This window comes from Tessaracoccus sp. MC1679, assembly GCF_014164775.1.
In the GTDB taxonomy this organism is placed as follows: domain Bacteria; phylum Actinomycetota; class Actinomycetes; order Propionibacteriales; family Propionibacteriaceae; genus Arachnia.
On record NZ_JACJGB010000006.1, the window covers coordinates 121810 to 144490 of the forward strand.

At 68.7% G+C, this 22681-nt stretch carries 17 protein-coding genes; 12 read left to right on the forward strand and 5 right to left on the reverse strand.

Features of this window, described 5'->3' with window-relative positions:
• Positions 1–152: 152 nt before the first annotated feature.
• Positions 153–1091 (forward strand): hypothetical protein, encoded by a 939-nt coding sequence (locus H5398_RS17810; protein ID WP_182800061.1) that lies wholly within the window; start codon positions 153–155, stop codon positions 1089–1091.
• Between the two features lie 138 nt (positions 1092–1229).
• Here H5398_RS17810 and H5398_RS11205 read toward each other — a convergent pair whose 3' ends face one another.
• Together H5398_RS11205 and H5398_RS11210 are read right to left on the reverse strand one after the other, a co-directional pair.
• Complete coding sequence (locus H5398_RS11205) at positions 1230–1877, reverse strand: hypothetical protein (protein WP_182800062.1); 648 nt, start codon at positions 1875–1877, stop codon at positions 1230–1232.
• A gap of 362 nt (positions 1878–2239) precedes the next feature.
• Positions 2240–2410: a CsbD family protein gene (locus tag H5398_RS11210; RefSeq protein ID WP_182800063.1), complete on the reverse strand. Its 171-nt coding sequence runs from the start codon at positions 2408–2410 to the stop codon at positions 2240–2242.
• A 129-nt stretch (positions 2411–2539) separates the two neighbouring features.
• Between H5398_RS11210 and H5398_RS11215 the strand changes: the two genes are divergently transcribed.
• From H5398_RS11215 to H5398_RS17815, 4 genes are all read left to right on the forward strand, one after another.
• On the forward strand, positions 2540–3481 hold the full coding sequence (locus H5398_RS11215; protein WP_182800064.1) for a hypothetical protein: 942 nt from the start codon (positions 2540–2542) through the stop codon (positions 3479–3481).
• An 83-nt stretch (positions 3482–3564) separates the two neighbouring features.
• A complete protein-coding gene (locus H5398_RS11220) occupies positions 3565–4374 on the forward strand; it encodes a GAF and ANTAR domain-containing protein (protein ID WP_182800065.1) in 810 nt (269 codons plus the stop codon).
• 203 nt (positions 4375–4577) lie between these two features.
• Positions 4578–7646: a DEAD/DEAH box helicase gene (locus tag H5398_RS11225; protein WP_182800066.1), complete on the forward strand. Its 3069-nt coding sequence runs from the start codon at positions 4578–4580 to the stop codon at positions 7644–7646.
• On the forward strand, positions 7639–8490 hold the full coding sequence (locus H5398_RS17815; protein WP_182800067.1) for an SWIM zinc finger family protein: 852 nt from the start codon (positions 7639–7641) through the stop codon (positions 8488–8490). The genes H5398_RS11225 and H5398_RS17815 overlap by 8 nt, the downstream gene beginning before the upstream one ends.
• 149 nt (positions 8491–8639) lie before the next feature.
• Here the strand turns inward: H5398_RS17815 and H5398_RS11235 are convergent, their stop codons facing one another.
• Positions 8640–10196 carry an asparagine synthase-related protein gene (locus tag H5398_RS11235; RefSeq protein WP_182800068.1) on the reverse strand — a complete coding sequence of 519 codons (1557 nt, stop codon included), beginning with the start codon at positions 10194–10196 and terminating at the stop codon, positions 8640–8642.
• Between the two features lie 273 nt (positions 10197–10469).
• Complete coding sequence (locus H5398_RS11240) at positions 10470–11723, reverse strand: DUF4143 domain-containing protein (RefSeq protein WP_182800069.1); 1254 nt, start codon at positions 11721–11723, stop codon at positions 10470–10472.
• Positions 11724–11993: 270 nt separating this feature from the next.
• On the opposite strand from H5398_RS11240, the gene H5398_RS11245 reads away from it, so the two are divergent.
• Positions 11994–13370: an HNH endonuclease signature motif containing protein gene (locus H5398_RS11245; protein ID WP_182800070.1), complete on the forward strand. Its 1377-nt coding sequence runs from the start codon at positions 11994–11996 to the stop codon at positions 13368–13370.
• Between the two features lie 109 nt (positions 13371–13479).
• Here H5398_RS11245 and H5398_RS11250 read toward each other — a convergent pair whose 3' ends face one another.
• Positions 13480–14688: a winged helix-turn-helix domain-containing protein gene (locus H5398_RS11250; protein ID WP_182800071.1), complete on the reverse strand. Its 1209-nt coding sequence runs from the start codon at positions 14686–14688 to the stop codon at positions 13480–13482.
• Between the two features lie 30 nt (positions 14689–14718).
• Here H5398_RS11250 and H5398_RS11255 point away from each other — a divergent pair, with 30 nt between their 5' ends.
• The 6 genes from H5398_RS11255 (at position 14719) to H5398_RS11280 (ending at position 22418) form a co-directional block, all read left to right on the forward strand.
• Entirely contained in the window at positions 14719–16008 is a 1290-nt protein-coding gene (locus H5398_RS11255) for a dTDP-4-dehydrorhamnose 3,5-epimerase family protein (RefSeq protein WP_182800072.1), read from the forward strand.
• Between the two features lie 297 nt (positions 16009–16305).
• Positions 16306–17121: an SDR family oxidoreductase gene (locus H5398_RS11260; protein WP_182800073.1), complete on the forward strand. Its 816-nt coding sequence runs from the start codon at positions 16306–16308 to the stop codon at positions 17119–17121.
• Positions 17122–17391: 270 nt separating this feature from the next.
• Positions 17392–18039, forward strand: a complete 648-nt coding sequence (locus H5398_RS11265) for a prepilin peptidase (RefSeq protein WP_182800074.1) — start codon at positions 17392–17394, stop codon at positions 18037–18039.
• Positions 18040–18227: 188 nt separating this feature from the next.
• On the forward strand, positions 18228–18680 hold the full coding sequence (locus tag H5398_RS11270; RefSeq protein WP_182800075.1) for a hypothetical protein: 453 nt from the start codon (positions 18228–18230) through the stop codon (positions 18678–18680).
• Positions 18681–18707: 27 nt separating this feature from the next.
• The gene (locus H5398_RS11275) at positions 18708–20897 is read left to right on the forward strand and encodes a DUF3376 domain-containing protein (RefSeq protein WP_182800076.1); all 2190 of its coding nucleotides are present in this window, start codon (positions 18708–18710) and stop codon (positions 20895–20897) included.
• Between the two features lie 144 nt (positions 20898–21041).
• Positions 21042–22418 carry an HNH endonuclease signature motif containing protein gene (locus H5398_RS11280; RefSeq protein ID WP_182800077.1) on the forward strand — a complete coding sequence of 459 codons (1377 nt, stop codon included), beginning with the start codon at positions 21042–21044 and terminating at the stop codon, positions 22416–22418.
• The last annotated feature ends 263 nt before the right edge of the window (positions 22419–22681 follow it).

Sequence of the window (22681 nt, forward strand, 5' to 3'; positions counted from 1 at the left end):
CTGGCTGAGGTGCCGCGAAGCGGCCTCGAAGCCTCAGAAACGCGACCTCTCCCGCTGACCCGACCACGCAATCCCCCAACCCCCTTGCACGAACCCCACAAACGGGTAGCGTAGAAACTGCTCGATTACGAGCCACAACAAGGGAGGAACTTGTGAAGAAGTCACAAGAGCTGAAGAAGGCCGCCGCGGAATCCGCTTCCGCCGCCGCCGAATACGGACAGCACGCACTCAAGGAAGGCCTTGAGCGTGCCCAGGACCTTTTGGACGAGGCCCGCCACCAGGCCGGCCCGCTCCTGCACGACGCCAAGGTACGTTCCGCCGACTTCGCGTCACGCCGGCTCGATGACCTTGAGCCCCATCTCAAGGACGCGCTGGACAAGGTGAACCCGGCAGTCGAGGCCGCCCGCGAGCTGCTGGAGGACGATCTCCTGCCGAAGCTCCAGGATGCCCTGCACGCCGCTGCCGAGCACCCCGCCATCGCGGAGGCCTCCAAGCGTGGTGGCGCTGCCGTCGCGGCACTGAAGGGTGAGCTGGAGGTGAAGCCGAAGAAGTCCAAAACCAAGGCGTTCTTCCAGTTCCTCGCCATCGGCGCCATCGTCGCCGGCGCGGTTGCCGCAGTGCGTCATTTCCTGGCCCCCAAGGACGACGGCTGGACGGCGCACGAGCCGTCGAAGGCGTATGTCAACAACAACGACACCTTCTCCACCGCCGCCAAGTTCGCCGCCGACACCGCCCCCGAGCCTGAGGCCGACGAGGTGGTGGAGCCCGCGGAGGAGCCCGAGACTGAGGTCCCAGCCGAGACCGAAGCCGCCGAGGCGAGCATCTCCGAGGTTGCGGCCGAGGAGCAGCCGAACGACGGCGCCACCGAGGAGACGGTCGACGAGCCGGGTGTCGCGGCCAGCGAGTCTGCCTACGGTGAGGGCGCCTACGTGGGCACTGAGCCGCCGGAGGGCTTCACCATCAAGGGCAACGAGCGCTCGAAAAAGTACCACGTCGAAGGCAGCGGTGGGTACGACCGCACGATCGCCGAGGTGTGGTTCAACTCCGAGGACGCGGCCAAGGCCGCAGGTTTCACGAAGGCCCAGCGGTAGTCTCTAACCACAACTGACAAGGGTGGCGCTCCCCCTTCGGGGGCGCCACCCTTGTTCGCACCCACCACCCGCGGTGTGATCCGCGGGTCAATATTCAGAGATGTCCCCGATGGGCGCGAATGCGTTCGAGCGCAGCATTCACCGCGTGACGGCAGGGCATCGGAGGGCCGGCTGGCTTAGTCGCGTGCCCTGATCGTTGATGTCGAAGACCTGGGCGAGCATGAGGATGAGATCAATGACGATGATCTGGACGCGGATCCCTACGTAGCCGTCCTCTGTGTCGACGATCCCGGTGATTCGATCTATGACGTAGGACTGGCCCGCCTGCCGGCGGCCGCTGTTGGTGGACCCCATGCGTGGACGCCGCAGGTTCCCGGCACGGGTCAGGCGTCCAGCCCGCTTTGAGCGGTAGGTCGTCTTCACTTCGAAGGCCACCAACTCCCCCTCAACGATGGCTATCAGGTCCAGATCCTGACGTCCGTCGACGCGTGGCATGCCGGCGTCGCCCAGAGCGACCACCGTCGCGCCGAGGTCCTCCTCGACAAAGACGGCCGCTGCCTCCTCGCCGAGAGCTCCCAACTGACCATCGGTCGCCCCGCCGAGTTCGGCCGCCAACCGATCCTTGTCCTCGATGTGATCAAACCGATTGCGGAACACCTGTGACTTGCCCCAGTTTGGGCCAAGGATTGCCAGCTGCACGAAACATGGCAGTGAAGACTGGTCCCTATAGATCAGGTACACAGCAAACTGGGCAGGCTGCGGGGCGGTTAGAGCCCGTCTCTCCATGTCGCGGTACCTTCGACCCTCACGGGACCAGCCTCGGTTGAGCGCACGGTCCTGAGCGAACAGATTCGGGCCGTAGCCACCACCGGCGGTGTGAGGCAGGAGGTGGCCTCGGGGACGGCGAAACCTTGGCGGATGCGGCGCAGGCGGAGATCGCGCAGCAGGTGGTGGACCAGCTCAGGTAGCAGCGGATCTAGGCAGGGCTCCTGCTCGTAGACACACAGGATGCCTTCCGCGACGGGTCCCACCGTGGCCACTCGAAATCGCCCGCGATCGGGGGCTTGAGAGTGGCGTTGGGCGCACCACGTACGAGCAGCGGCCAGCCATCGCGAGGTGACCGGCCGCTGCCGTCGGTGCTGGACCGGCTACTTGAAGACGTCCTTGACCTTCTCGGTGGCCTGCTTGATGTCGGCCGAGACCTGGTCGGCCTTGCCCTCGGCTTCGAGGCGCTCGTTGTCGGTGGCCTTGCCGAGGCCTTCCTTGACCTTGCCTCCCGCTTCCTCAGCCGCGTTGCGGATCTTGTCGTCGGCTCCCACGATGCCTCCTGTGGGATAGATGGTTACCTGTCTCGTACCCAGGTTGGAGGGGGCTCAAACCTCGTGGAACAGGCGGGGTCGCGTATGATCCGATGCCAGTAGCAGGACAGGCAGCAACGAGGAGGACCTGTGTCGTTGAACGGCGCACGCCCTTCAGTGATCGTGATCGGCGATCTCTGCCTCGACCACAACGAGGTGGCCGGGCGCGTGCTCGAGCCGTCGTGGGGGTCGCCCGCGCTGTTCATCGCCAGACAACTCCAGCAGGAGTACAGGCTCCGCGCCCTGGTCAGCGGGCCCTACGGCGAGGACCTGCTGCCGTTCCTTGGCGACATCGCGTGCGATCGTGGGCCGTCGGGCCAGCGCTCCTTGTCGTACAAGAACGTCGCCGAGCCGGCCCCGCCGGGCGACAACGACGCGGCAGCCGCCCCAGGCAGAGTCCAGCACTGGCGCCCCGCGGACCGCCCCCTGCAACCGATCAGCCCGAGAACCAACTGGGCCGGCTTCGATCTGGTCTACTTCTGCCCACTCGTCCCGGATCAGGATCGGGCAGCCGACATCGATGAGTTCCGCGCCGCGCGACAGGACGGCCACGCCGTCCACGTCCTCGTGGCGCAAGGCCTCATGCGGGTCAGCCGCGAGCCCAGCGGCGACCACTACAGGCGGGTGGAGCGCCGCGACATCACCGACGCCGAAGCAGCCACCTGGTCGTGCTTCGACATCGTCGTCTTCTCCGACGAGGACCAGACAGACGCGCTCGCCAAGGCGATCCGCTGGTCGGCCCATGGCGGGGCGGGCGGCACCGGCTTCGTGGTGACCCAAGGCCGGCGGGGCGCCACCCTGTGCTTCCAGGGCAGGGCCATCCCCATCCCGACGCGGCCGGTCGCCGACGAGTCCACCTCGGTGGGCGCCGGGGACGCTTTCGCCGCCACGATGGGGCTGGAGTTCTACCAGGCCTACGTCGTCGAAGCCCTGAGCAGATCCGCAGCCCTGCATCGGGCGACGGTGAGGGCCACGGCGGCGGCCTCCGCGCGCGTGCTCGCCGGCGTGTCCCTATCGACAGAAACTCGGTAGAGGGGTCCTGGCGGACGCGGGGGTAGAGTGAGGAATCCTCCGGGCCGCCGTGGCTCTGGACTTCACCTGAGGGTGGTGATCGGATGGCTGAGCAGGTGACGGATCACTCTGGCCTTGACGGATCAGAGTTCGACGGGTTCCTCACCTTCGCCGAGGTGGCGGCGCAGTTCGATCAGTTGTCGGACCGCCTCCGGGCGACGGAGAAGCCTCTGGCCAACGCGTTGGTGGAGGCCGCCATCGAGATGGCGGGCGCCCAATGGGGCACCATCACCCTCCAGGACGGAGACGAATTCCGTTCCCTGGTGGTCAGCGACGACTTCTCCCTCCAACTGGACCTCCTCCAGTACGCCTTCGGCTCCGGGCCATGCCTGGACGCCATCAAACACGACACCCCCTTCATGGTGCCCGACCTCCGTCACGAGAACCGCTGGCCGGAATACACCGCCAGCGCCCGCAAACTGGGCGTGCGCAGCATCTTCGCCCACCCCCTCCATCTCATGGATCAGGACCGCACCATCGCGAGCCTCAACCTGTATTCGGCCACCGAAGACGCCTTCCGCGACAGGGCGAACTCGGGCGAGGCGGCGGTGGTGTCGACGTTCGCCGCCATGGGCACCTCGATCGCGCTCAGCCAGTCCAAGGCCGAACAGCTGGAGAACGCGCTGCGCACCAACCGGGAGATCGCCATGGCGATGGGCGTGCTCATGGGCCGCCACTCCATCAGCCGCGACGCCGCCCTCAACCTCATGCGGCTGGCGAGCCAGAACTCCAACCTGAAGATGTCGGTCATCGCCGACGAGATCATCACCACCGGCGAACTGCCGATGGACCGCGTCAGACGCGGTGGCGCTGCAACCACATCTCCAACACGGTCAACTGCCACAAGCCGTTGACGCCGGCCGGGAGCAGGCTCCCCCGCTGCGCCGCCAGCAGCGTCTCCATCACCTGAGGCTGCAGGAGATGGAACGCGGGCGCCCTAAACTGGGGCGCGCAAGTGCCGACGCGATCAGGGAGGCCCACCAGCGTGCTCGTTCTCCACGCCCTCTGGATTCCCGGAAAACGGAACGCCGCAGTGTGGGCCGAAGACTCGGAGGCAATGATCACCAGCCCGAGCCAGGCCCTGCGGCAAGCCCGCCCGCACCCCTTCGCGGCCACCACGGGGGCCCTCGAGGCCCTGGTTCCCGGAACTCCCTCGACGGCGACGGTTCTCCTGCCATCACTGCGGAAGGCGCCCTTGGACTCCCCTGTCCTGTTCCGCATCACGCCGCGACGGCAGCCCGCCACCCGGCCCTCGGCGCTTGAGTGGAGGGTCCCGGTGCTCATGCTGGACCCGGCGAAGGTCGAAACCAGCCTCGCCCCCCTCGTCGACCCCGCCGCAGCTGACACCCCACCCGGACAGTGGCAGGACGTCGACGTGCGCGCCGCCCCGTCGCTGCGACACCTGTTCGACGTGGCCCGCTACGCCGCCGAGCTCGTCGAACGTGGGCGGGTGCTGCCCACTCTCGCGAACGCCCAGGCAGGTCCCGAGGCGCGTTGGAGAGCCGTACTGACGGGGCAGGACGCCGCGGCAGCGGTAGCGCTCATCGCCGCCGCTCCCCCGTCCGTCCGCGCCGCTAGCCCAACCTCCAGTGCCGCCGCGCTCGTCTCCGAGGCGCTGGACACCATCGCCGACGCGCTCGCCCGCACACAGCTGGTGGGATCGATCCTTCCGCCACGACGAGGCCGGCGCCCCGCTCGCCTGCCCGCCGCGGAGGCATGGCTGGAGGCCCTCACCGGACCGGATGCGCGGTTCGACGCCGACCCTGACGAGCTGCGAGAGCTCGCCGAGCGGCTGCAACCATGGGCCGACGCCCGCGTGGAAACCCCCGGCCCGGCGCAGCTCGTCCTGCGGCTGCGAGACCCGAACGTGCACGCTTCGCCGGAGGACGCATTTCTCGACGCTCAACCGGCGACCGCCCCGCCCGCGGCCGACGCAGGCCCGGACGCGGCAGCGGCACCCACCTGGGAACTGGAGTTCCTGCTGCGCTCGCGCACTGATCCGAGCCTGCTGGTCGACGCCCCGCGCATCTGGGGCGGCGACGGCTCCCTGGCCCGCTGGCTGGAACGACCACGCGAGGTACTGCTGACAGAGCTCGCCCGTGCCCAGCGCGCGTTCCCCCGCTTGGAGGCCGGGCTCCGACAGGCCCAGCCATCCGGCCTCAGCCTCGACGCCGAGGCCACCTACGACTTCCTCACCCAGGGCGCCACCGCACTCGACGACGCCGGCTTCGAGGTTCTGCTCCCCGCCTGGTGGCGTCGGCCCGTCCGCGTGGGGCTGCGCCTCAGCGCCACACCGTCGGACCACGGTGAGACCGGCGTCGGGTTCGGGCGCGAACAGTTGTGCGAGTTCCGCTGGGACCTTGCCGTCGGGGAACACGGGCTGAGTGACGATGAGATCGCGGTGCTCTCCGCCGCGAAGTCCCCGCTCGTGCAACTCCGCGGCCAATGGGTGGCCATCGATCCCGCCCAGCTGGCGCGTGGCCTGGAGTTCCTGCGCAGCGAAGGCACCGGCCGCCGGTCCGCCGCCGAACTGCTCACCCTCGCGCTCAGCCATCCCGACGACCTCGAGCTACCCCTTCCTCTGACGGACGTGGCTGCCGAAGGTTGGCTGGGCGACGTGCTCGTCGGCACCGTGCCCGACACAGTGACCGGCATCGAGCCGCCAGACAGCTTCACCGCCACGCTGAGGCCGTACCAGCACCGCGGCTTGGACTGGCTCTCCTTCCTCGGCCGTTTAGGGCTGGGCGCTTGCCTCGCCGACGACATGGGACTTGGCAAGACCATCCAACTCCTCGCCCTCGAGGCGACGGCCCGCCACCGTGCCGCAGACAGCGCGGACCGCCCGTCGGCCCCCACCCTGCTCCTGTGCCCGATGTCGCTGATCGGCAACTGGGAGGGCGAGGCGGCCAGGTTCGCGCCGGCGCTGAGGGTGCACGCGCACCACGGCCCGGAGAGGCTGCGGGACGAGGACCTCACCGCCGCTCTGGCCGGCACCGACATCGTCGTGACCACCTACGCCACCGCCCTGAACGACATGGACCAGCTCGCGGAGGTCGAGTGGGAGCGGGTGGTGCTCGACGAGGCTCAGGCCATCAAGAACCGGCTGTCGCGTACCGCCAAGGCCGTGCGCCGCCTGCAGGCCGGCCAGCGCATCGCCCTCACCGGGACACCGGTGGAGAACCGGCTCACCGAGCTGTGGTCCATCATGGACTTCCTCAACCCCGGCGTCCTCGGCTCGCCCGAGCTGTTCCGCGCCCGCTTCTCGACCCCGATCGAGCGCCACCGCGACGACGACGCCGCCAAGCTGCTGCGACGCGTGACCCGCCCCTACATCCTGCGCAGGGTCAAAACCGATCCGGCCGTCATCGACGACCTGCCCGAGAAGATCGAGATCAAACAGCACTACCGACTCACGGTCGAGCAGGCCTCCCTGTACCAAGCGGTGGTCGACGAGATGATGCAGCGGATCGAGGGATCCGAGGGCATCGAGCGGCGCGGCAACGTGCTCGCGGCGATGACCAAGCTCAAGCAGGTCTGCAATCACCCGGCGCAGCTGCTGCATGACCGCTCGCCGATCGGCCGACGCTCCGGCAAGCTCATCCGGCTGGAGGAGATCCTCGACGAGATCCTCGCCGAAGGCGACCGCGTCCTGTGTTTCACGCAGTACACCGAGTTCGCCGAGCTCCTGGTGCCGCACCTCGCGGCGCGATTCGACACCGACCCCGCCTACCTGTCGGGCGGCACCTCGCGCGAGCGGCGCAGTGAACTCGTCGAGCGGTTCCAATCTGGCGAGGGTTCGCCGCTGTTCGTGTTGTCGCTGAAGGCCGGCGGAACCGGGCTCAACCTGACGGCCGCGAACCACGTCATCCACCTCGACCGGTGGTGGAACCCCGCCGTGGAGGACCAGGCCACGGACCGGGCGTTCCGGATCGGTCAGAAACGCAACGTCCAGGTGCGCAAGTTCATCGGCACCGGCACAGTGGAGGAGCGCATCGATCAGATGATCGACGAGAAGAAGGAACTGGCGAACATGGTCGTCGGCGACGGCGAAGCGTGGCTGACCGAGCTGTCCTCCGCCCAGTTGCGCGACCTGTTCGCCCTGTCGAAGGACGCCGTCGGTGAATAGCGGCTTCGATCCGCGGTTCTTTCCGCCGTCGACGCCTCGCGCCGTTGAGGGCGGCCTGCGGGCGAGGAGTGCTCGGGGGAAGATCGCCAGCACCTGGTGGTCCACCCGTTTCATCCAGGTGCTTGAGGCCACCGGGATGGGGGGTCGGCTTTCGAGGGGCCGCAACTACGCCCGTCGGGGCCAGGTGATCTCACTCGAGCTGACCCCCGGGCAGGTGAGCGCCGCCGTCCAGGGTTCACGCGCCCGCCCGTACCGGGTGCGCATCGGGGTCACGGCCTACGGGAAGGACCAGTGGGCAAGGGTTGAGGAGTCGTTGGCCGCCGATGCCTGGTTCGTCGCCCAGCTACTGGCAGGTGAGATGCCGCCCGACATCGAGGGGGTCTTCGAGAGTCTCGGCCTGGCGCTGTTCCCGCAGAGCGCCAACGACCTGTCGCTGGATTGCTCGTGCCCTGACTGGAGCGTGCCCTGCAAGCATCTGGCCGCGGTGTTCTACCTGCTCGCCGAACGATTCGATGCCGATCCCTTCGAGATCCTCGCCTGGCGTGGCCGCGACAGGGAGGATCTGCTCTCCCGCCTCGACGCCGTCGCCTCCGATGCCTCGGAGGGCTCGGATGCGGCAACGCCGCTGACGGAGCTGCTCGAGGTGTTCTACGTTGCCGCGGCGCCGTCGCTCCGGCCGCCGACCGTGACCGGGCCGGACCTGCTGGATCAGCTCCCTCCTGTGCCGGTCACGGTGCGCGGCCGCCCGCTGACCGAGGTGCTACGCCTTTCCTACGACGAGTTCGCGGCTCTCCACGACGGCGGTGCCACCCGACGCCGGGGAGTCCCTCGTAGCGACGCCTGAGGCGCCCCGGGAGGCCAAGGCCACTCGAATCTACTCTAAGCGGTTTAGAGTAGATTCGAGAAGGTCTAAGAGTGGGTGTGCATCCTTCCTGAAGATGTCCGTCATCGCCGACGAGATCATCACCACCGGCGAACTGCCGATGGCCCGCGTCAGACGCGGTGGCGCTGCAGCCACATCTCCAGCACGGTCAACTGCCACAGGCCGTTGACGCCGGCGGGAAGCAGGCTCCCCCGCTGCGCCGCCAGCAGCGTCTCCATCACCTGAGGCTGCAGGATCTCCCGTCCCCGGGCCGCCCTCGAGGAGAGCGTGTCGCGTACCAGGCCCAGCACCGGGCCATCCAGGTTCATCAACGCAGGCAGCAGCAGGTGACCCTTCGGGCGGTGCACCACGCCGTCGGGCAGCAGGTGCCGGCCCAGAGCCGCCAACACGTCCGACCCGCCCCGCTCCCGCTCCGGGTGGTGGGCCGCCAGGTCCACCAGGTGCCGGTCAAGGAACGGCACCGTCGCCTCCACCCCCCACACCCTGGTCATCCGAGCCGCGTCCCCCAGCGGCTCGAGCTCCGCCCCGAAACCATTGCGGTAGTCCAGGGTGCCGCCGAGGACCTCGTCGGCGCCCTGCCCGGACATCACCGTGTCGGTGTGCTCCGAGGCGTGACGGGCCAGCAGATGGAACGCGGGCGCCTCGTGGGCGGCCATCGGCTCGGCCATGTCCTCCACCGCGGCGGCCACCGCGGGCACCAGCTTCGCTGTGGGGACGTGCAGGCAGTGATGGGTGGTGCCGAAGCGCCTGGCCACCACGCTGGAGTACTCGAACTCGTCCCCCGGAACGTCCTCCGAGCTGTCGAAGCCGATGCTGAACGTGTTGACCCCGCCCCGATGGCAGTCGGCGAGCAGGGCCACCAGCAAGCTCGAGTCCAGCCCTCCCGACAGCAGCACCGACACCGGCCCAGACCCCGGCAGCCGGCTCCGAACCGCCCAGAGCAGGGCCTCATGGGCGGCCTCATGCCACTCGTGTTGCGACCAGCGCTCGAGGTCGCCGTCGTCCCGGGAGTCCGGCCGCCAGTAGACGCGGTCGCGGGTGCCGTCGGCGTCGATGACCCGCAGGGTCGAGGGCGGGAGCTTGCGGACCCCCTTCACGATGGTCCGCGGCGCGGGCACCACCGAACTCCGGCTCAGGTAGTGATGCAGCGCCTCCGGATCGATCGAGGTGTCCACTCCCCCGGCCGCCAGCACCGCAGGCAGGGTGGAGGCGAACAGCAGGCTGGCGGGGGTGTCGGCCACATACAGCGGCTTCACACCCAAGGCGTCCCTGGCCAGCAGCACCTTCCTCTTGGCCCGGTCCACCAGCACCACCGCGAACTCGCCGTCCAGGTGCTCGACGAAGGCCTCGCCCCAGCGGGCGTAGGCGGCCAGGATCAGGTGGGCGTCGCCGTCGCGGGCGGCGCCCAGCTGTCGGCGGAGCTTCTCGCGGTTGCCGAGATGCGCGTCCACCACGATCGCCATCCCGGAATCGACGTCGACGACGGGCTGCAGATCGCTGCAGTCAGGGGTTCCGGCGTAGCGGTAGGCGAGCACCGCGTGCCCGTCGCCCCAGATCCGTCGCGGCCCCCACCGTCGACCCTCCAGGGCCTCCAGCATCCGGCTGACTGCGTCGACGTCGGGGCGAACCCCGCGGCCGAGGGTCACGGCCCCCGCGAGGCCGCTCATGGCGCCGGGTGTGGCACGGGGGGTTTTCGGTCTACACCACAAATGCGCACAGGTCTCACCTTCCAGCAGGAGGGGAGACACTCGTCGGCTCCCCTGACATGTCGCGGGGAGGAAGGGTCGCAGAAGCGGCCACCCCAACCGCGGGGCAGTGAGCCGGCTTCTTGACTCATCGAGCACCCTAACCCAGGCGGGGTGGGAGAGGGAATAGACGTTCGCCGTCAGAGGAGGGCGCGAGCGGGGATGCCCGCGTGGCGAGGGCTGGCTGCCGGTCGATCAGGGCCCCAGCGCGCCGATCGGGATGGCGACCACCCCGTCGGGCCTGGTGTAGCCGTAGCCGCCAGCGGTGATCACCCCTAGCACGGCCGGCTCCCCCACCTTCACCGTGTCGACCTTCGCAGCGAAGCTCAACAGCGATGCAGCCGCCCGGTCCACCTGCCCCGCACCCAGCTTCACCTCGAACGCGCCCCAGGTCCCATCCCTGGACTCGACGATGATGTCGACCTCGAGCCCGTCAGAGTCCCTGTAGTGGTACATGGAAGCGTCCGCGGCCTCGGCGTATACGCGGACATCGCGGACCGCGAGTGACTCGAACAGCAAGCCCAGAGTGTTGAGATCGCGGAGGAGCTTCGCGGGGCTGGCGTCGAGTGCGGCGGCAGCGAGAGACGGGTCGACGAGATGCGTGCGTGCCCTTTCACGCAGCCTCGCCCGCGATCGCAGGTGCGTGGACCAGGCCGGCTGGACCTCCAGGAGCATGAGCCGGGCCAGTGCATCCTGGTACTGGTGCGCCGAGGGACGCGAGAGCGAGATGTCTGGGCCATCAGCCTCCGCCGACAACTTGGTCACCACGTGTTCCATCGCGGTGTTCCGGGCGAGCGCCTGGATGAACCGCAGTACTCGAGCCGGGTCTCGCCGAGGTCCTGCGACCTGTCGAAGGTCCACTTCGGCGACGGTGCGCAGATAGTCGCGGTTGGCCGCAGCCGCATCCTGGACCGACAGGCCGAGGTTGATGGGCCACCCACCCCGGACGATGAGCTCTGCGGCGTGCTGAGGGGTGACAGTGTCGGAAGGCGACGTGGGTCGCTCGCCGGCGAGCAGCGCGCGGAGGGACATGGCGCCCGTGGAATCGGACGACTCGAAGAGGGTGAGCGGACGCATCACGAGACGCGCGAAACGCCCCGCGCCGGAGTGGCGGCGCACGTCGTCATTCGGCACAGCCGACCCGGTGAGGATGAACTGCCCGGGCTTCCCTCGCCGGTCCACCTCAGCCCGCACGTGATTCCACAAGCGGGTGCCGTCCAGCTGCCATTCGTCGACCAATCGCGGCGAAGGTCCGCCCAGTACGAGTCCCGGCTCAACGTCCAGCGCACGGATAGCTGCTTCATCGCGGTCCAGGTAGACGGCACTGGCGGCTGCCCGCTCGGCGCTGCGCGTCTTGCCGCAGGCCTTCGGCCCCTCGATGAGGACCGCGCCGGCGGAGTGGAGCCGCTTCTTCAGAAGGTCGTCGAGGATTCGGGGCTGGTAATCCACAATGCCTCCGATCAGGGTCGCATGACGAGAGTTTACACTTTGCAGAACTCAACGTTGACACTTTGCAGGACTTATCGTTGACAGCCTGCAGAGTGCAGGACGCAGGGTTCACACCGTGGGCAGGGGTGCGCGTAGGAGAGACGTCCTTGTCATCCCCATTGTCTCGAGTGAGTCCCGACCAACAGCAGCCCACTTGTGCGATTATCACGATCGGGTAACAGTCGTGCTGTGCGGCTTGGACCGGCACGTTTGTTCGATTAAAATGGGGCCATGCACCAACGGCGGCTCACCACGGACCAGGCGCTCACCGCGCTGGAATCCACGCTGTCGCTGGTTGATCACGCCGAGCGGGCCGCGCTTGATGCGCCAGCCAGGCTCCAGCTGATGCAGCGGGCACGGAGGCTGTCGGAGCGGCTTGAGTCGCTGGCCCACGTGCTGACAGACGAGGCCAACCGGGCGCAGGCGTCCATGAGGGCGGCAGGCACCCCCTTGACGTCCTTCCTCGCGGTGAGTGAGCAGCGCGATACCAGAGAAGCGGCCGCGCAGGTGTTCCGGGCGAGCGATGTGGCGGCCCACCCCCAGGTCAAGCAGGCCGCGCTCGACGGTGACGTCTCCCCCGCCCACGCCATGGCCATCACGAAGGGCATGGCGCAGCTGCCGGCCACCTTGAGCCCAGAGCAGCTGCAGCGGGCGGAGGAGGTGTTCCTCGGCAGGGCCGGGAGCACCACCCCGCGGGAGTTGTCGAAGCTGGCACCGGTGGTGCTGGCGGAGGTCGCGCCGGAGCAGCTGCCCACAGCGGAGCAGCGCGTGGCAGACGTGGAGGCGCAGGCGCGGCGAGCGAAGGCGAAGCGGTCGTTCAGCTATGGCGACGACGGCGACGGCTCTGTCTGGTTCCGCGGGTCGCTGCCGGCCGTGGACGCGGCGCCGCTGATCGCCACCGTCGAGGCCTACGTGCAGGCCGATCGACGGGCGGCGCGGGATCGGCTCACTGGTGTCCGTTCGCTGCGCCCCGGCCCGCAGGTGCTGCGCGATCACGCGGCGGCGGATCAGGGCCGCACCCCCGAGCAGCGCCGGGCGGACGCGTTCACGGTGATGGTCTCCCAGCATCGCGGGGCGCCGACGGTGGCCGGAGACCGGCCCCGGATCGTCGTCACCATCCAGGAGTCAGACCTACGCGAGCGCGCCGAGGCCGTCGGCGTGTTGGCCTCCGGCGCGGTGGTCGCGCCCGGGGACCTGCGCAGGCTGTGCTGCGACGCAGACCTCACCCCCGCAGTGCTCGGCGGCAGGTCCGAAGTGCTGGACCTCGGGCTCACCGAGCGGCTCGTCACCCCCGGCCTCCGCAAGGCGTTGACCATTCGCGACGGCGGCTGCATCTTCCCCAACTGCACCACCCCGGCCATCGCCTGCGAAGCCCATCATGTGGTCCCCTGGTACCTCGGCGGGCCCACGTCGCTGGGGAACATGGTCCTCCTCTGCGCCCACCACCACGCGGTGGTCGAACCGCAACGCTTCAACGACACCGCGGACCAATGGACCATCACCTTCGACCCGGTCACCCGGAAACCAGGCATCGCACCGACGAAACGGATGCAGCTCTACTTGAGCGGCAACGGCCGACGACCTGACCGGGATTCGCGACGCCCGTAGGTTCTCGCGCGCCTCGGCGCGGACAGCAGGCCGGGCCCGGGCCTCGAAACCTCGACAGGTGACCGTGCCCGTCTGAGTTTCCGAGGCTTCGAGGCCGCTGCGCGGCGCCTCAGCCAACTGTAAGTCTTGCCAGGGCGGGGGCTAGGGTGCCGGGGCCCGTGACCGCGACGTCCGACAGCCCCTGCCACTGGGCGGCCTCGGATAGGAGGGGCGCGACCCGGCTGGCCACCTCGTCGATCCTCCCCTGCTGGGCGGGCTCGATGTGGGCGTGCTGGACGCGCAGGACGCCCGCCTTGCGGTCGCTCTTGAGGTCCACGCGGGCCACGATCTGGTCGTCGAGCAGCACCGGTAGCACGTAGTAGCCGTGCTCGCGCTGCTCCTTGGGCGTGTAGATGGAGATGCGGTAGTGGAAGTCGAACAGCCGCTCCGCGCGGGGGCGGAACCAGACCAGCGGGTCGAACGGGCTGAGCAGTGCCGCCGCCTCGACCCGTCTCGGGACGCGCTGGCCGGCGGGCATCCAGGCGGGCTTCGCCCAGCCGTCGACGGTGACGGGCTCGAGGATGCCGTCGGCTGTGAGGTCGTCGACGGCCTGGCGGGCGGTTGCGGTCTTGAGTCGCGGGTAGTCGGCCAGATCCTCCAGGGTGGCCACCCCGTGCGCGACGGCGGCGCGGCGGATCAGCTCGCGGACGGCGTCTGGCTTCGGCATTGGGGCGAGGGTGTGGGGTGGGAGGGTGATGGCCGCCGGAGCGAGGATGCGCTCGAAGCGCTGGCGGCCGACGGTGACCAGCTCGCCGGTGTGGAACAGGTACTGCGCGGCCCAGTGGACGTCGTTCTTGTTCCACCAGCCGCCGCCGAGCGACACGTTCTCCGGATGGTCCAGATCGCGGATGCGCAGCGGGCCGCGGTCGGCGAACTCGGCCAGGACGTCGGCGATCAGGGACTGGTGTTCGCTGGCCCAGTTCTCGAAGCCGGGGCGCTTCGGGGCGGTGCGGTGCCAGTGCCACAGCGGCCAGTCCGCGACGGGGATGATGGTGGCCTCGTGGGCCAGGTACTCGGTGAAGCGGCCCAGGCGGGGCTTGGGGATGCCGTGGTGGAGGAGAGCGTCGAGCGTGACCTTGGGGTACGGGCCGAGGCGTGCCAGGAGGGGGAGGTAGTGGGAGCGCTCGAAGACGTTGACGGTGTCGAGCTGCAGGACGCCCATGCGGGCGATCGCTCTGGCGAGTGTCGCGGGGGTGGGGGTCGCTGGGCGCGGGGCGGCGAGGCCCTGGGCGGTGATGGCGACGCGTCTGGCTTCGGGGAGACTCAGCTGTCGCGGCATTGGGACAGGATAGGCGGCTAGGGTCAGGGGATGGAGATCCCGGGGCTGACCTTCGTGCCGCTGACCGTGCAACGCGACGAGGACGGCTGGTTCGCGGAAGCCTGGAACGAGGCCAGGATGAACGTGCTCGGGCTGCGCCACTTCCGGCCCGTGCAGCACAACGTGCGCCACTTCCACCGCAGCGGCGTCACGCGCGGGCTCTACGCCGAGCCGTGGGACCGGCTGATCACCGTCCTGCGGGGGCGGGCGTTCGGCGCGTGGGTGGATCTGCGCCCCGGGGAGTCGTACGGCGCGGTGGTCACGGCCGAGCTCGACGCCGACACCACCGTCTTCGTCCCCAGGGGCGTAGCAAACTCGGTCCAGATCCTCGAGGACGACACCACCATCTCCACCCTCCTCGACCAGCACTGGACCCCCGAGGCCCGAGCCCGGTACTCCACCGTCAACCTGTTCGACCCCGCGCTGGACATCCCCTGGCCCATCCCCGAGCGGCGCGCAACCGTCTCCCCCGACGACGCCGCCAACCCGATGCTGGCCGACGCCGTGCCCTTCCGCGTGGCAGGCCGGAGGGAGCAGCCGGCCGTCGACGCGCAGCGGGGCGCTCGGGGGACGGATCCTGGGCCTGTGGGCGAGGGTGGGGGCGCGGTCGGGGCGTTCGGGTCTGGCGGTTCGTTTGGGTCGGGTGGGTCGGGTGGGTCGGGCGATGCGCAACGCGGCTTCGGGCGGTGGGCCGACGCTGCCCCCCGTCGGGAGGAGGCGGACTCCCCCGCTGCACCCACCTCGCCCCGCCGTCGGGCATACAAGGTGCTGTTCGTGTGCACGGCCAACATCTGCCGCTCGGCGTACGCGGATGTCGCGGCCAACGCGGTGGCCCCGGCCGGGGTCCAGTTCTCGTCGGCGGGCACGAGGGCCCTCGTCGGGGAGGGCATCGACCCGCCCATGGCGCAGGAACTGAAGGTCGACGGGGACCCTGGGGCGCACCGGGCGCGTCAGGTCACCCGAGACCTCGTGGAGGACGCCGACCTCATCCTCACCATGGCCGGCGAGCACCGTCGCTACCTGCTCGACGAGTGGCCGGCGGTGGGGCGGAAGACGTACGTGATCGGGCATGCGGCGCGGGTGCTGGCTGAGCTTCCTGAGGGTGTCACCCTGGAGGGTTTGGCCGGGCACCTGTGGAGGAACCGGACGGTGCAGGCGGGCGACGAGGTGCGCGACCCGTACCGTCGGGGGCAGGAGGCGGCGGGTGTCGCGGCTCGGGAGATAGACGGGCACTTGTCGGTGGTTGTGGGGGTGTTGGGGACTTTAGTGTCGCGGCGGTAGGCAGGGCGGTGCCTCGGCCGGTGGGACGCTTGCGTTTCATAGCTTCGAGGCCGCTGCGCGGCGCCTCAGCCAGCGGGGTGGGCCGGTTCCGCGGCTCAAACGTCACCTTTCCGCGTCCACAAACGATACCTCTCCGACACGGACGGCCCTGGCCACCTGAGAATCGGCACTTCCTCAGTAGCAACTGACCACACTCTAACCGGACATTGCTGTCCGGTAGGCTGGGTGCGCGGCCCAGCGCCGACGAGCCAGAGTCCGGGTCGATGGCGATCCGGCAGAAGCGATGGAGGATCCGGCATGCAGATCAACGGCAAGGTGTTCGTCGTCACGGGAGGCGGACAGGGAATCGGGCGCCAGGTGGCACTCGGACTCCTGCGCAAGGGGGCCGAGGTGGCCGCCGTCGACCTCAACGCCGCCAAACTGGAGGAGACGCGCGAGCTCGCGGGGCGCGAGGCGCACCGCCTGTCGCTGCACGCGGTCAACGTCACCGACCGGGGCGCCGTCGCGGCGCTACCCGAGGCCGTCATCCAGGCGCACGGGCAGGTGGACGGGTTGCTCAACGTTGCAGGGATCATCCAGCGGTTCGTGAAGGTGGTGGACCTCTCGTTCGAGGACATCGACCGTGTCCTCGACGTGAACTTCTGGGGTGTCGTCGCCATGACGAAGGCGTTCCTGCCCGAGCTACTCAAGCGCCCGAAGGCCGCCGTCGTCAACGTCTCCAGCATGGGCGGATTCATCCCCATCCCCGGACAGACCCTGTACGGGGCGAGCAAAGCGGCTGTGAAGATGTTCACCGAGGGGTTGCATGCGGAGTTGCGGGAGACGAATGTCGCGGTGACGGTGGTGTTCCCCGGCGCGGTGCGGACGGGAATCACGGCCAACAGTGGGGTGACGACGCCCGGCGGCGGGTCGGGTGGAACGGAGGGCCAGGGCCGGATGAAGCTCACCTCCCCCGAGGAGGCGGCTCGGCTCATCATCCGTGGCATGGAGCGCGGGAGCTACCGTGTCGCGCTGGGACGGGACGCGCAGATGCTGGACCTGTTCACCCGGTTGGCGCCGGAGCGGGCGATGGCGCTGATCTCTGACCGGATGGGGTCGCTGCTGGACCGGTGAATCGGGATGCCTTGCGCCCTCGAAGTAGGGCCCGCGGACTGCTGAAACCTCGACTTCGATACTGCTGAAACTTCGAGTGGTGGCGCGGAGCAGGGATTGTTCGGAGGCCGCCATTGATTCCCGGTGAGATTCCGGGGAGATGGACCGCATACAGCGCCATCTCCCCGGAATCGCACTGGGATGGTGACGTTGGGTCACCGACCCTGGGACAGCCGGGGCGGCTGCTTGGACTGACCAGGGGGCGGACTGGGCAGGGGCTAGGGTCGGGGCATGGTGTGGGTGGCTGCCGGGGTGGTCGCGGTGGTGGCCGCCGTCGTGATGGCGTTCGCGGTGCCGCGGGTGCGCGTCCTGGACGACGACGAGGCGCCGGACTTCGCCCTCCTGGTCACGCCGTCGAGCGTGGTGGGGGTGACGGTGGCCGCGTTCGTGGCGGCGACGGTGCTGTGGGTGCTGCCGACGGAGCTGTGGTGGCTGTGGGTGCCGTACCTCGGGATCGGCGCTCCCCTGGCCTACATCGACCTCCGGACCACGTTCCTGCCCCGGCAGCTGCACTACGTGGGTGTCGCGGCGATGGCGCTCGGGCTGGTCGGGCTCGCGGTGCTCGACATCTGGGCGGCGCTGGGCGCCGTCGTCGGGGCGCTGGCGGCGTTCGGGCTGCTGTATCTGGCGTGGCACCTCTCCCCCGGGCTGGGGTTCGGGGATGTGCGGTTGGCGCTGTTGATCGGGGCGGTAGCCGGGCAGGGCGGGGTGTCGATGTGGACGGCGTCGCTGTTCTTCGGCACCGCCCTGGGCGCCGTGCACGCCGTCGGGCATGCGGTGTGGGCGCGGCGGGATTCGCGGCGGCCGGCGTACTTCCCTTACGGACCGGCGTTGTGGCTGGGCCCGATTGTCGCGGCGGGGTGGATGGGGCTGGTGTGAGTCGTCGCGAGCTGACCGGGGTTTGAGAGCTGGCCCCGCTCGACCTATCGTCTATCAGTCCTTTGTGTGGTGGCGCCACTATTACGATGACTCAGGGGCCTCCCTCAGATTCACAACCCATTGACAGGTGTGGCCATAGCCCTATCTTTAGCTCAACCTGCGCCCAGGGTGACAGCCGGAGGAACACCATGAATCAGGACGTTCTGATCGCAATTCTGGTCACTGCATTGGCTGGAGCCATCGGCGGCTTTCTGGCCCGAGTGGTACCCAATGGCGTGGGCAAGAAGCCACTCAAGGACGCACCCGCTGAGGCTGGGACAGTTGTCTCAACTCTTGCGGGTGCCGCGGTTGCCGTCGCGGCTTTTCTCGCCACCGAGCCCATCTCTGCTGTCGCTGTATTCGCCACTGCCCCTCCCGTCGAGCCCGCCACCGTCTGGATGTTCACCTGGGGCGATGTGGTGAATGCCTTCGTGGCCGGCTTGGCAGGCATCAAACTGCTGCTCACGTACCAGGACTCGAAGACACTCCGAACTGCGTTGGGAGTGGCCGCAGCCCGTCCTCCGAGCCCCGATTTGGCCGCCGCGGTCACCGCGACGCCGCGTGAAGTTCTGGCGACCGCTCGCGGCACCAGCCATAACTGACCAATTGTCGAGTGGGGGGAGAAGGCAATGCCTGAGAAGGTACGGATTGCGCTGGTCATGAACGGTGGGGTGAGTCTCGCGGTGTGGATGGGGGGCGTGACTCACGAGATCGACAGGCTGCGCAACGCCACGGTGAATGACCTGAGCCCCTGGGGGGTAATCCTCGCTGCCGCCAAGAGGGAGGTCGAGGTTGACCTGATCGCCGGTAGCAGTGCAGGCGGACTGAATGGTGCCATGTTGGCCACTGCCATCGCACGAGGCGGAGAACTTCCTCTGCTGCTCGACATGTGGCGAGCGCAGGCACGACTCCAAGGAGGAAAGCTCCTTCGAAGCGATCCTGGAGAATCGCCGAACTCACTTCTCGACGGCGACTTCTTCAGTAAATCGCTCACCATCGTGATGAATGGGATCAGTGCTTCGCAACCCGGAGGCGCGGACGTCACTCTCATGGTGACGGCTTCAGCGCTCCAGGGGTCGAGCAGGGCCGTGATCGATGCTTGCGGCGAGAAATTCGTTGCCTCCGACCATCGGCGGGTCTATCGATTCCGCAGGCGAAACGGCAAGAAAAAGTGGGATCAGATGCTTGGAGCCTTTACCCCATTGCCACTGGACGAGTTCACACCCCCACCAGAAGGTATCCATCCACTGATAGTGGCCGCACGGGCATCGGCCGGGTTCCCCGTCGCGTTCGAACCCGTCCAGGAGACCCCGGCCCTGCACGCGCTCAACGTTGTGGATTCAGAAGGCGAGCCGGCATGGCTGATGGATGGCGGTGTCCTGGACAACGCACCATTCGGCCCCGTGCTTGACGAACTCATCGAACGGCCCCGCGGAGACGCTGGTCCCCGATGGGTGGTCTACGTCGTCCCGCATACCGATATCCCCGCCCTCCCTACACCTGCCGACCCGAACCCCCGGCCCCCAGCGTGGAGCAATGTCCTGGGCGCGGTGCTCACGTTGAGCCGCGAATCCGACCTCCGTTCCGATGTGATGTCGGTCAGCGATCGACACCGGTCGGCGCACAGCACCGTCGCACGCCCCGAAGAGCTGCTCGGCGACGGAGTTCCGGGGGTGAACTGGGCCGACGCAGTTGCGCTGGCTAAGGATCTGCTGCCCGTGTACCGTCGCACCACTGCGAAGGAGACTGCCACCGATGTCCTCGGCGCCGGGGCGGCCGGCAGCCCCGTGGCTGCTGTTTCCGTCGCCCCGGTCTCGATTGATGCGGTCCTGGCGCTCAACCCGTTCTGGATCGCCACGAGCTTGAGTCCAACACGACTCATCGGCGGCAACCCACAGTGGCAGTGGGGCGTCGGCCGGGCCAAGCAGATGGCTACCTGGATCTCGCGGGCAGTTCGACAGCTCGATCTGGAACCGGCGGAAGCGGAGGTGGCGCTGGCGCAGATTGTCGCGCTGCAGGAGGATCTACTGGCGCTCCACGAGGGGTTCTCTGCGCTGCACTCGGAAGCATTCGCCGCGCCCGAGCCGATCGTGGGCAACCTCGTCGGGTTCAACGAGGCCGTTCAGGAGTCCCCGCTGCTGCCTGCACTCACCACCACGATGAGCAGCCTCGTCAACGTGTGGGAGACGTCCGCCGGCCTCAACGGTGGGGAGGGCATGCAGCGGCTCCTCACCGTCGAAGTCTTGAGTCATGCGCTGTCCTGGGGGCAACCCATGACCCCGCCCTTCGATCTGGTGCTCCTGGGGCCCAAGACGCCCGACGGACCGTGGTTGAGCCCCTATGAGATGCGCCCCAGCCTCTCCAAGCTCGACGGGTGGCCCAACCCGAAGTTGTACGGCGACCGCTTCATGAACTTCGGGGCGTTCGGCCGGGACAGCTTCAAGGAGTGGGACTGGATGTGGGGTCGGCTCGACGGAGCCATCACGCTGGCGAAGGCGCTGCTGCCGGACTCCTTGTCGGACGAAGCGACGTCAGCACTGATCACTCCCTTGGTTGACGAGATTCTCAGCGCCTGCGAGATGGATCTGAGCGCGGTGTACGACCACTGTGTCGAGGTTCTGTCGATGAAGCCGTCAGCACTGATTGCGTCCTCCCGCGACTCGGAAGAGACAGATCTCGAGCTGTTGATCGACCGCGCGGCGAGGATGCTGACAGAACATCAGATCGTGACCAGTCTGACGCTGCGTCAACGCCTGGCCACGCGAGGTGCAGTCTGGTGGCTGTCCCGGAAGGCGAAGCGAGCCGCCCGCAAGCCCTGATTACCCCGCAGGCATAGGTCCTTGCCAACGGCGTTTGCTGCTTCGACCGAGATCCTATTGCCGTACGACTGTTCGATTATCACGATTGGGTAACAGTGCCTCCCCGTGCTTGGATTGGTGCTTGTGTTCGATTAAAATGGGGGCATGCATCAACGGCGGCTCACCACGGATCAGGCGCTCGATGCGCTGGAGTCCACGCTGTCGCAGGTGGATCACGCCGAGCGCGCAGGGCTGGATGCCCCGGCGAGGCTGCGGTTGATGCAGCGTGCGCGGCGGCTGTCGGAGCGAGTGGGGACGCTGGCCCTCGTGCTGACCGACGAAGCCAACCGGGCGCAGGCGTCCATGCGGGCGGCCGGCACGCCGTTGACGTCGTTTCTGGCGGTGTCGGAGCAGCGTGACACGAAAGAAGCCGCAGCGCAGGTCTTCCAGGCGCGGGATGTCGCGGCCCACTCCCATGTGAAGCAGGCGGCGCTCGACGGCGAGGTGTCTCCGGCGCATGCCGTGGCCATCTCGAAGGGCATGGCAGAGCTTCCGGCCTCGCTGACCGCGGAGCAGCTGGAGCGAGCGCAGGAGGCGTTCCTCGGACGGGCAGGCACCACCACACCGCGGGAGTTGTCGAAGCTGGCGCCGCTGGTCCTGGCCGAGGTTGCGCCGGAACAGGTGCCCACCCGGGAACAGCTGGTCGCGGATATGGAGGCCCAGGCCCGGCGGGCGAAGGCGAAGCGCTCATTCTCCTACGGGGACGACGGCGACGGCTCGGTGTGGTTCAGGGGGTCGCTGCCCGCGGTGGACGCGGCACCGTTGATCGCCACCGTCGAGGCCTACGTCCAGGCGGATCGACGAGCGGCGCGAGATCGGCTCACCGGTGTCCGTTCGCTGCGCCCCGGGCCGCAGCTACTGCGCGATCACGCGGCCGCAGACCAGGGCCGCACGCCGGAGCAGCGCCGCGCCGATGCTTTCACCACCCTGGTCGGCGAGCACCGCGGGGCCCCGACTGTCGCGGGAGACCGGCCCCGGATCGTGGTCACCATCCAGGAATCCGACCTCCGCGGTCGCGCCGAAGCCGTCGGCGTGCTGGCCTCGGGCACGAAGATCTCCGCCGGGGAGCTGCGTCGCCTGTGCTGCGACGCAGACCTCACGCCCGTGGTGCTCGGCGGCGGGTCTGAGGTGCTGGACCTCGGCCTCACTGAGCGCCTCGTCAGCCGCGGCCTCCGCAAAGCGCTGACCATCCGCGACGGTGGCTGCATCTTCCCCAACTGCACGGCACCAGACACAGCCTGCGAAGCCCATCACGTGATCCCCTGGTACCTCGGCGGGCCAACCTCGATGGGAAACCTGGTCTTGTTATGCGCCCACCACCACGCCGTCGTGGAGCCACAACGCTTCAACGACGCGGCGGACCAATGGACCATCACGTTCGATCCGGTCACCCGCAACCCGATGATCTCGCCGACGAAACGAATGCGGCTGTATCTGCACGGTCGTGATCGACGGCCGGGCGAGGTCCACCGTCGGCCTTAGGACCCGGCCGCCCGGGTCTGAACGCGCGCGACACGACCCTTCGAGACAGCCGACGGTCGCTCCGCGACGCCGGCCTCCTCAGGGAGCGGGTGCAGGGCCGACCTTCGCGACGCCGGCCTCCTCAGGGAGCGGTGCAGGGCCGACCTTCGCGACGCCGGCCTCCTCAGAGGGCAGGCAGGAACCCGATGGCACTTCGCCTGCGAGGGTGCGTTACGACCCTTCGAGACAGGGCCACGCCGCTCCGCGGGTGGGCCCCTCCTCAG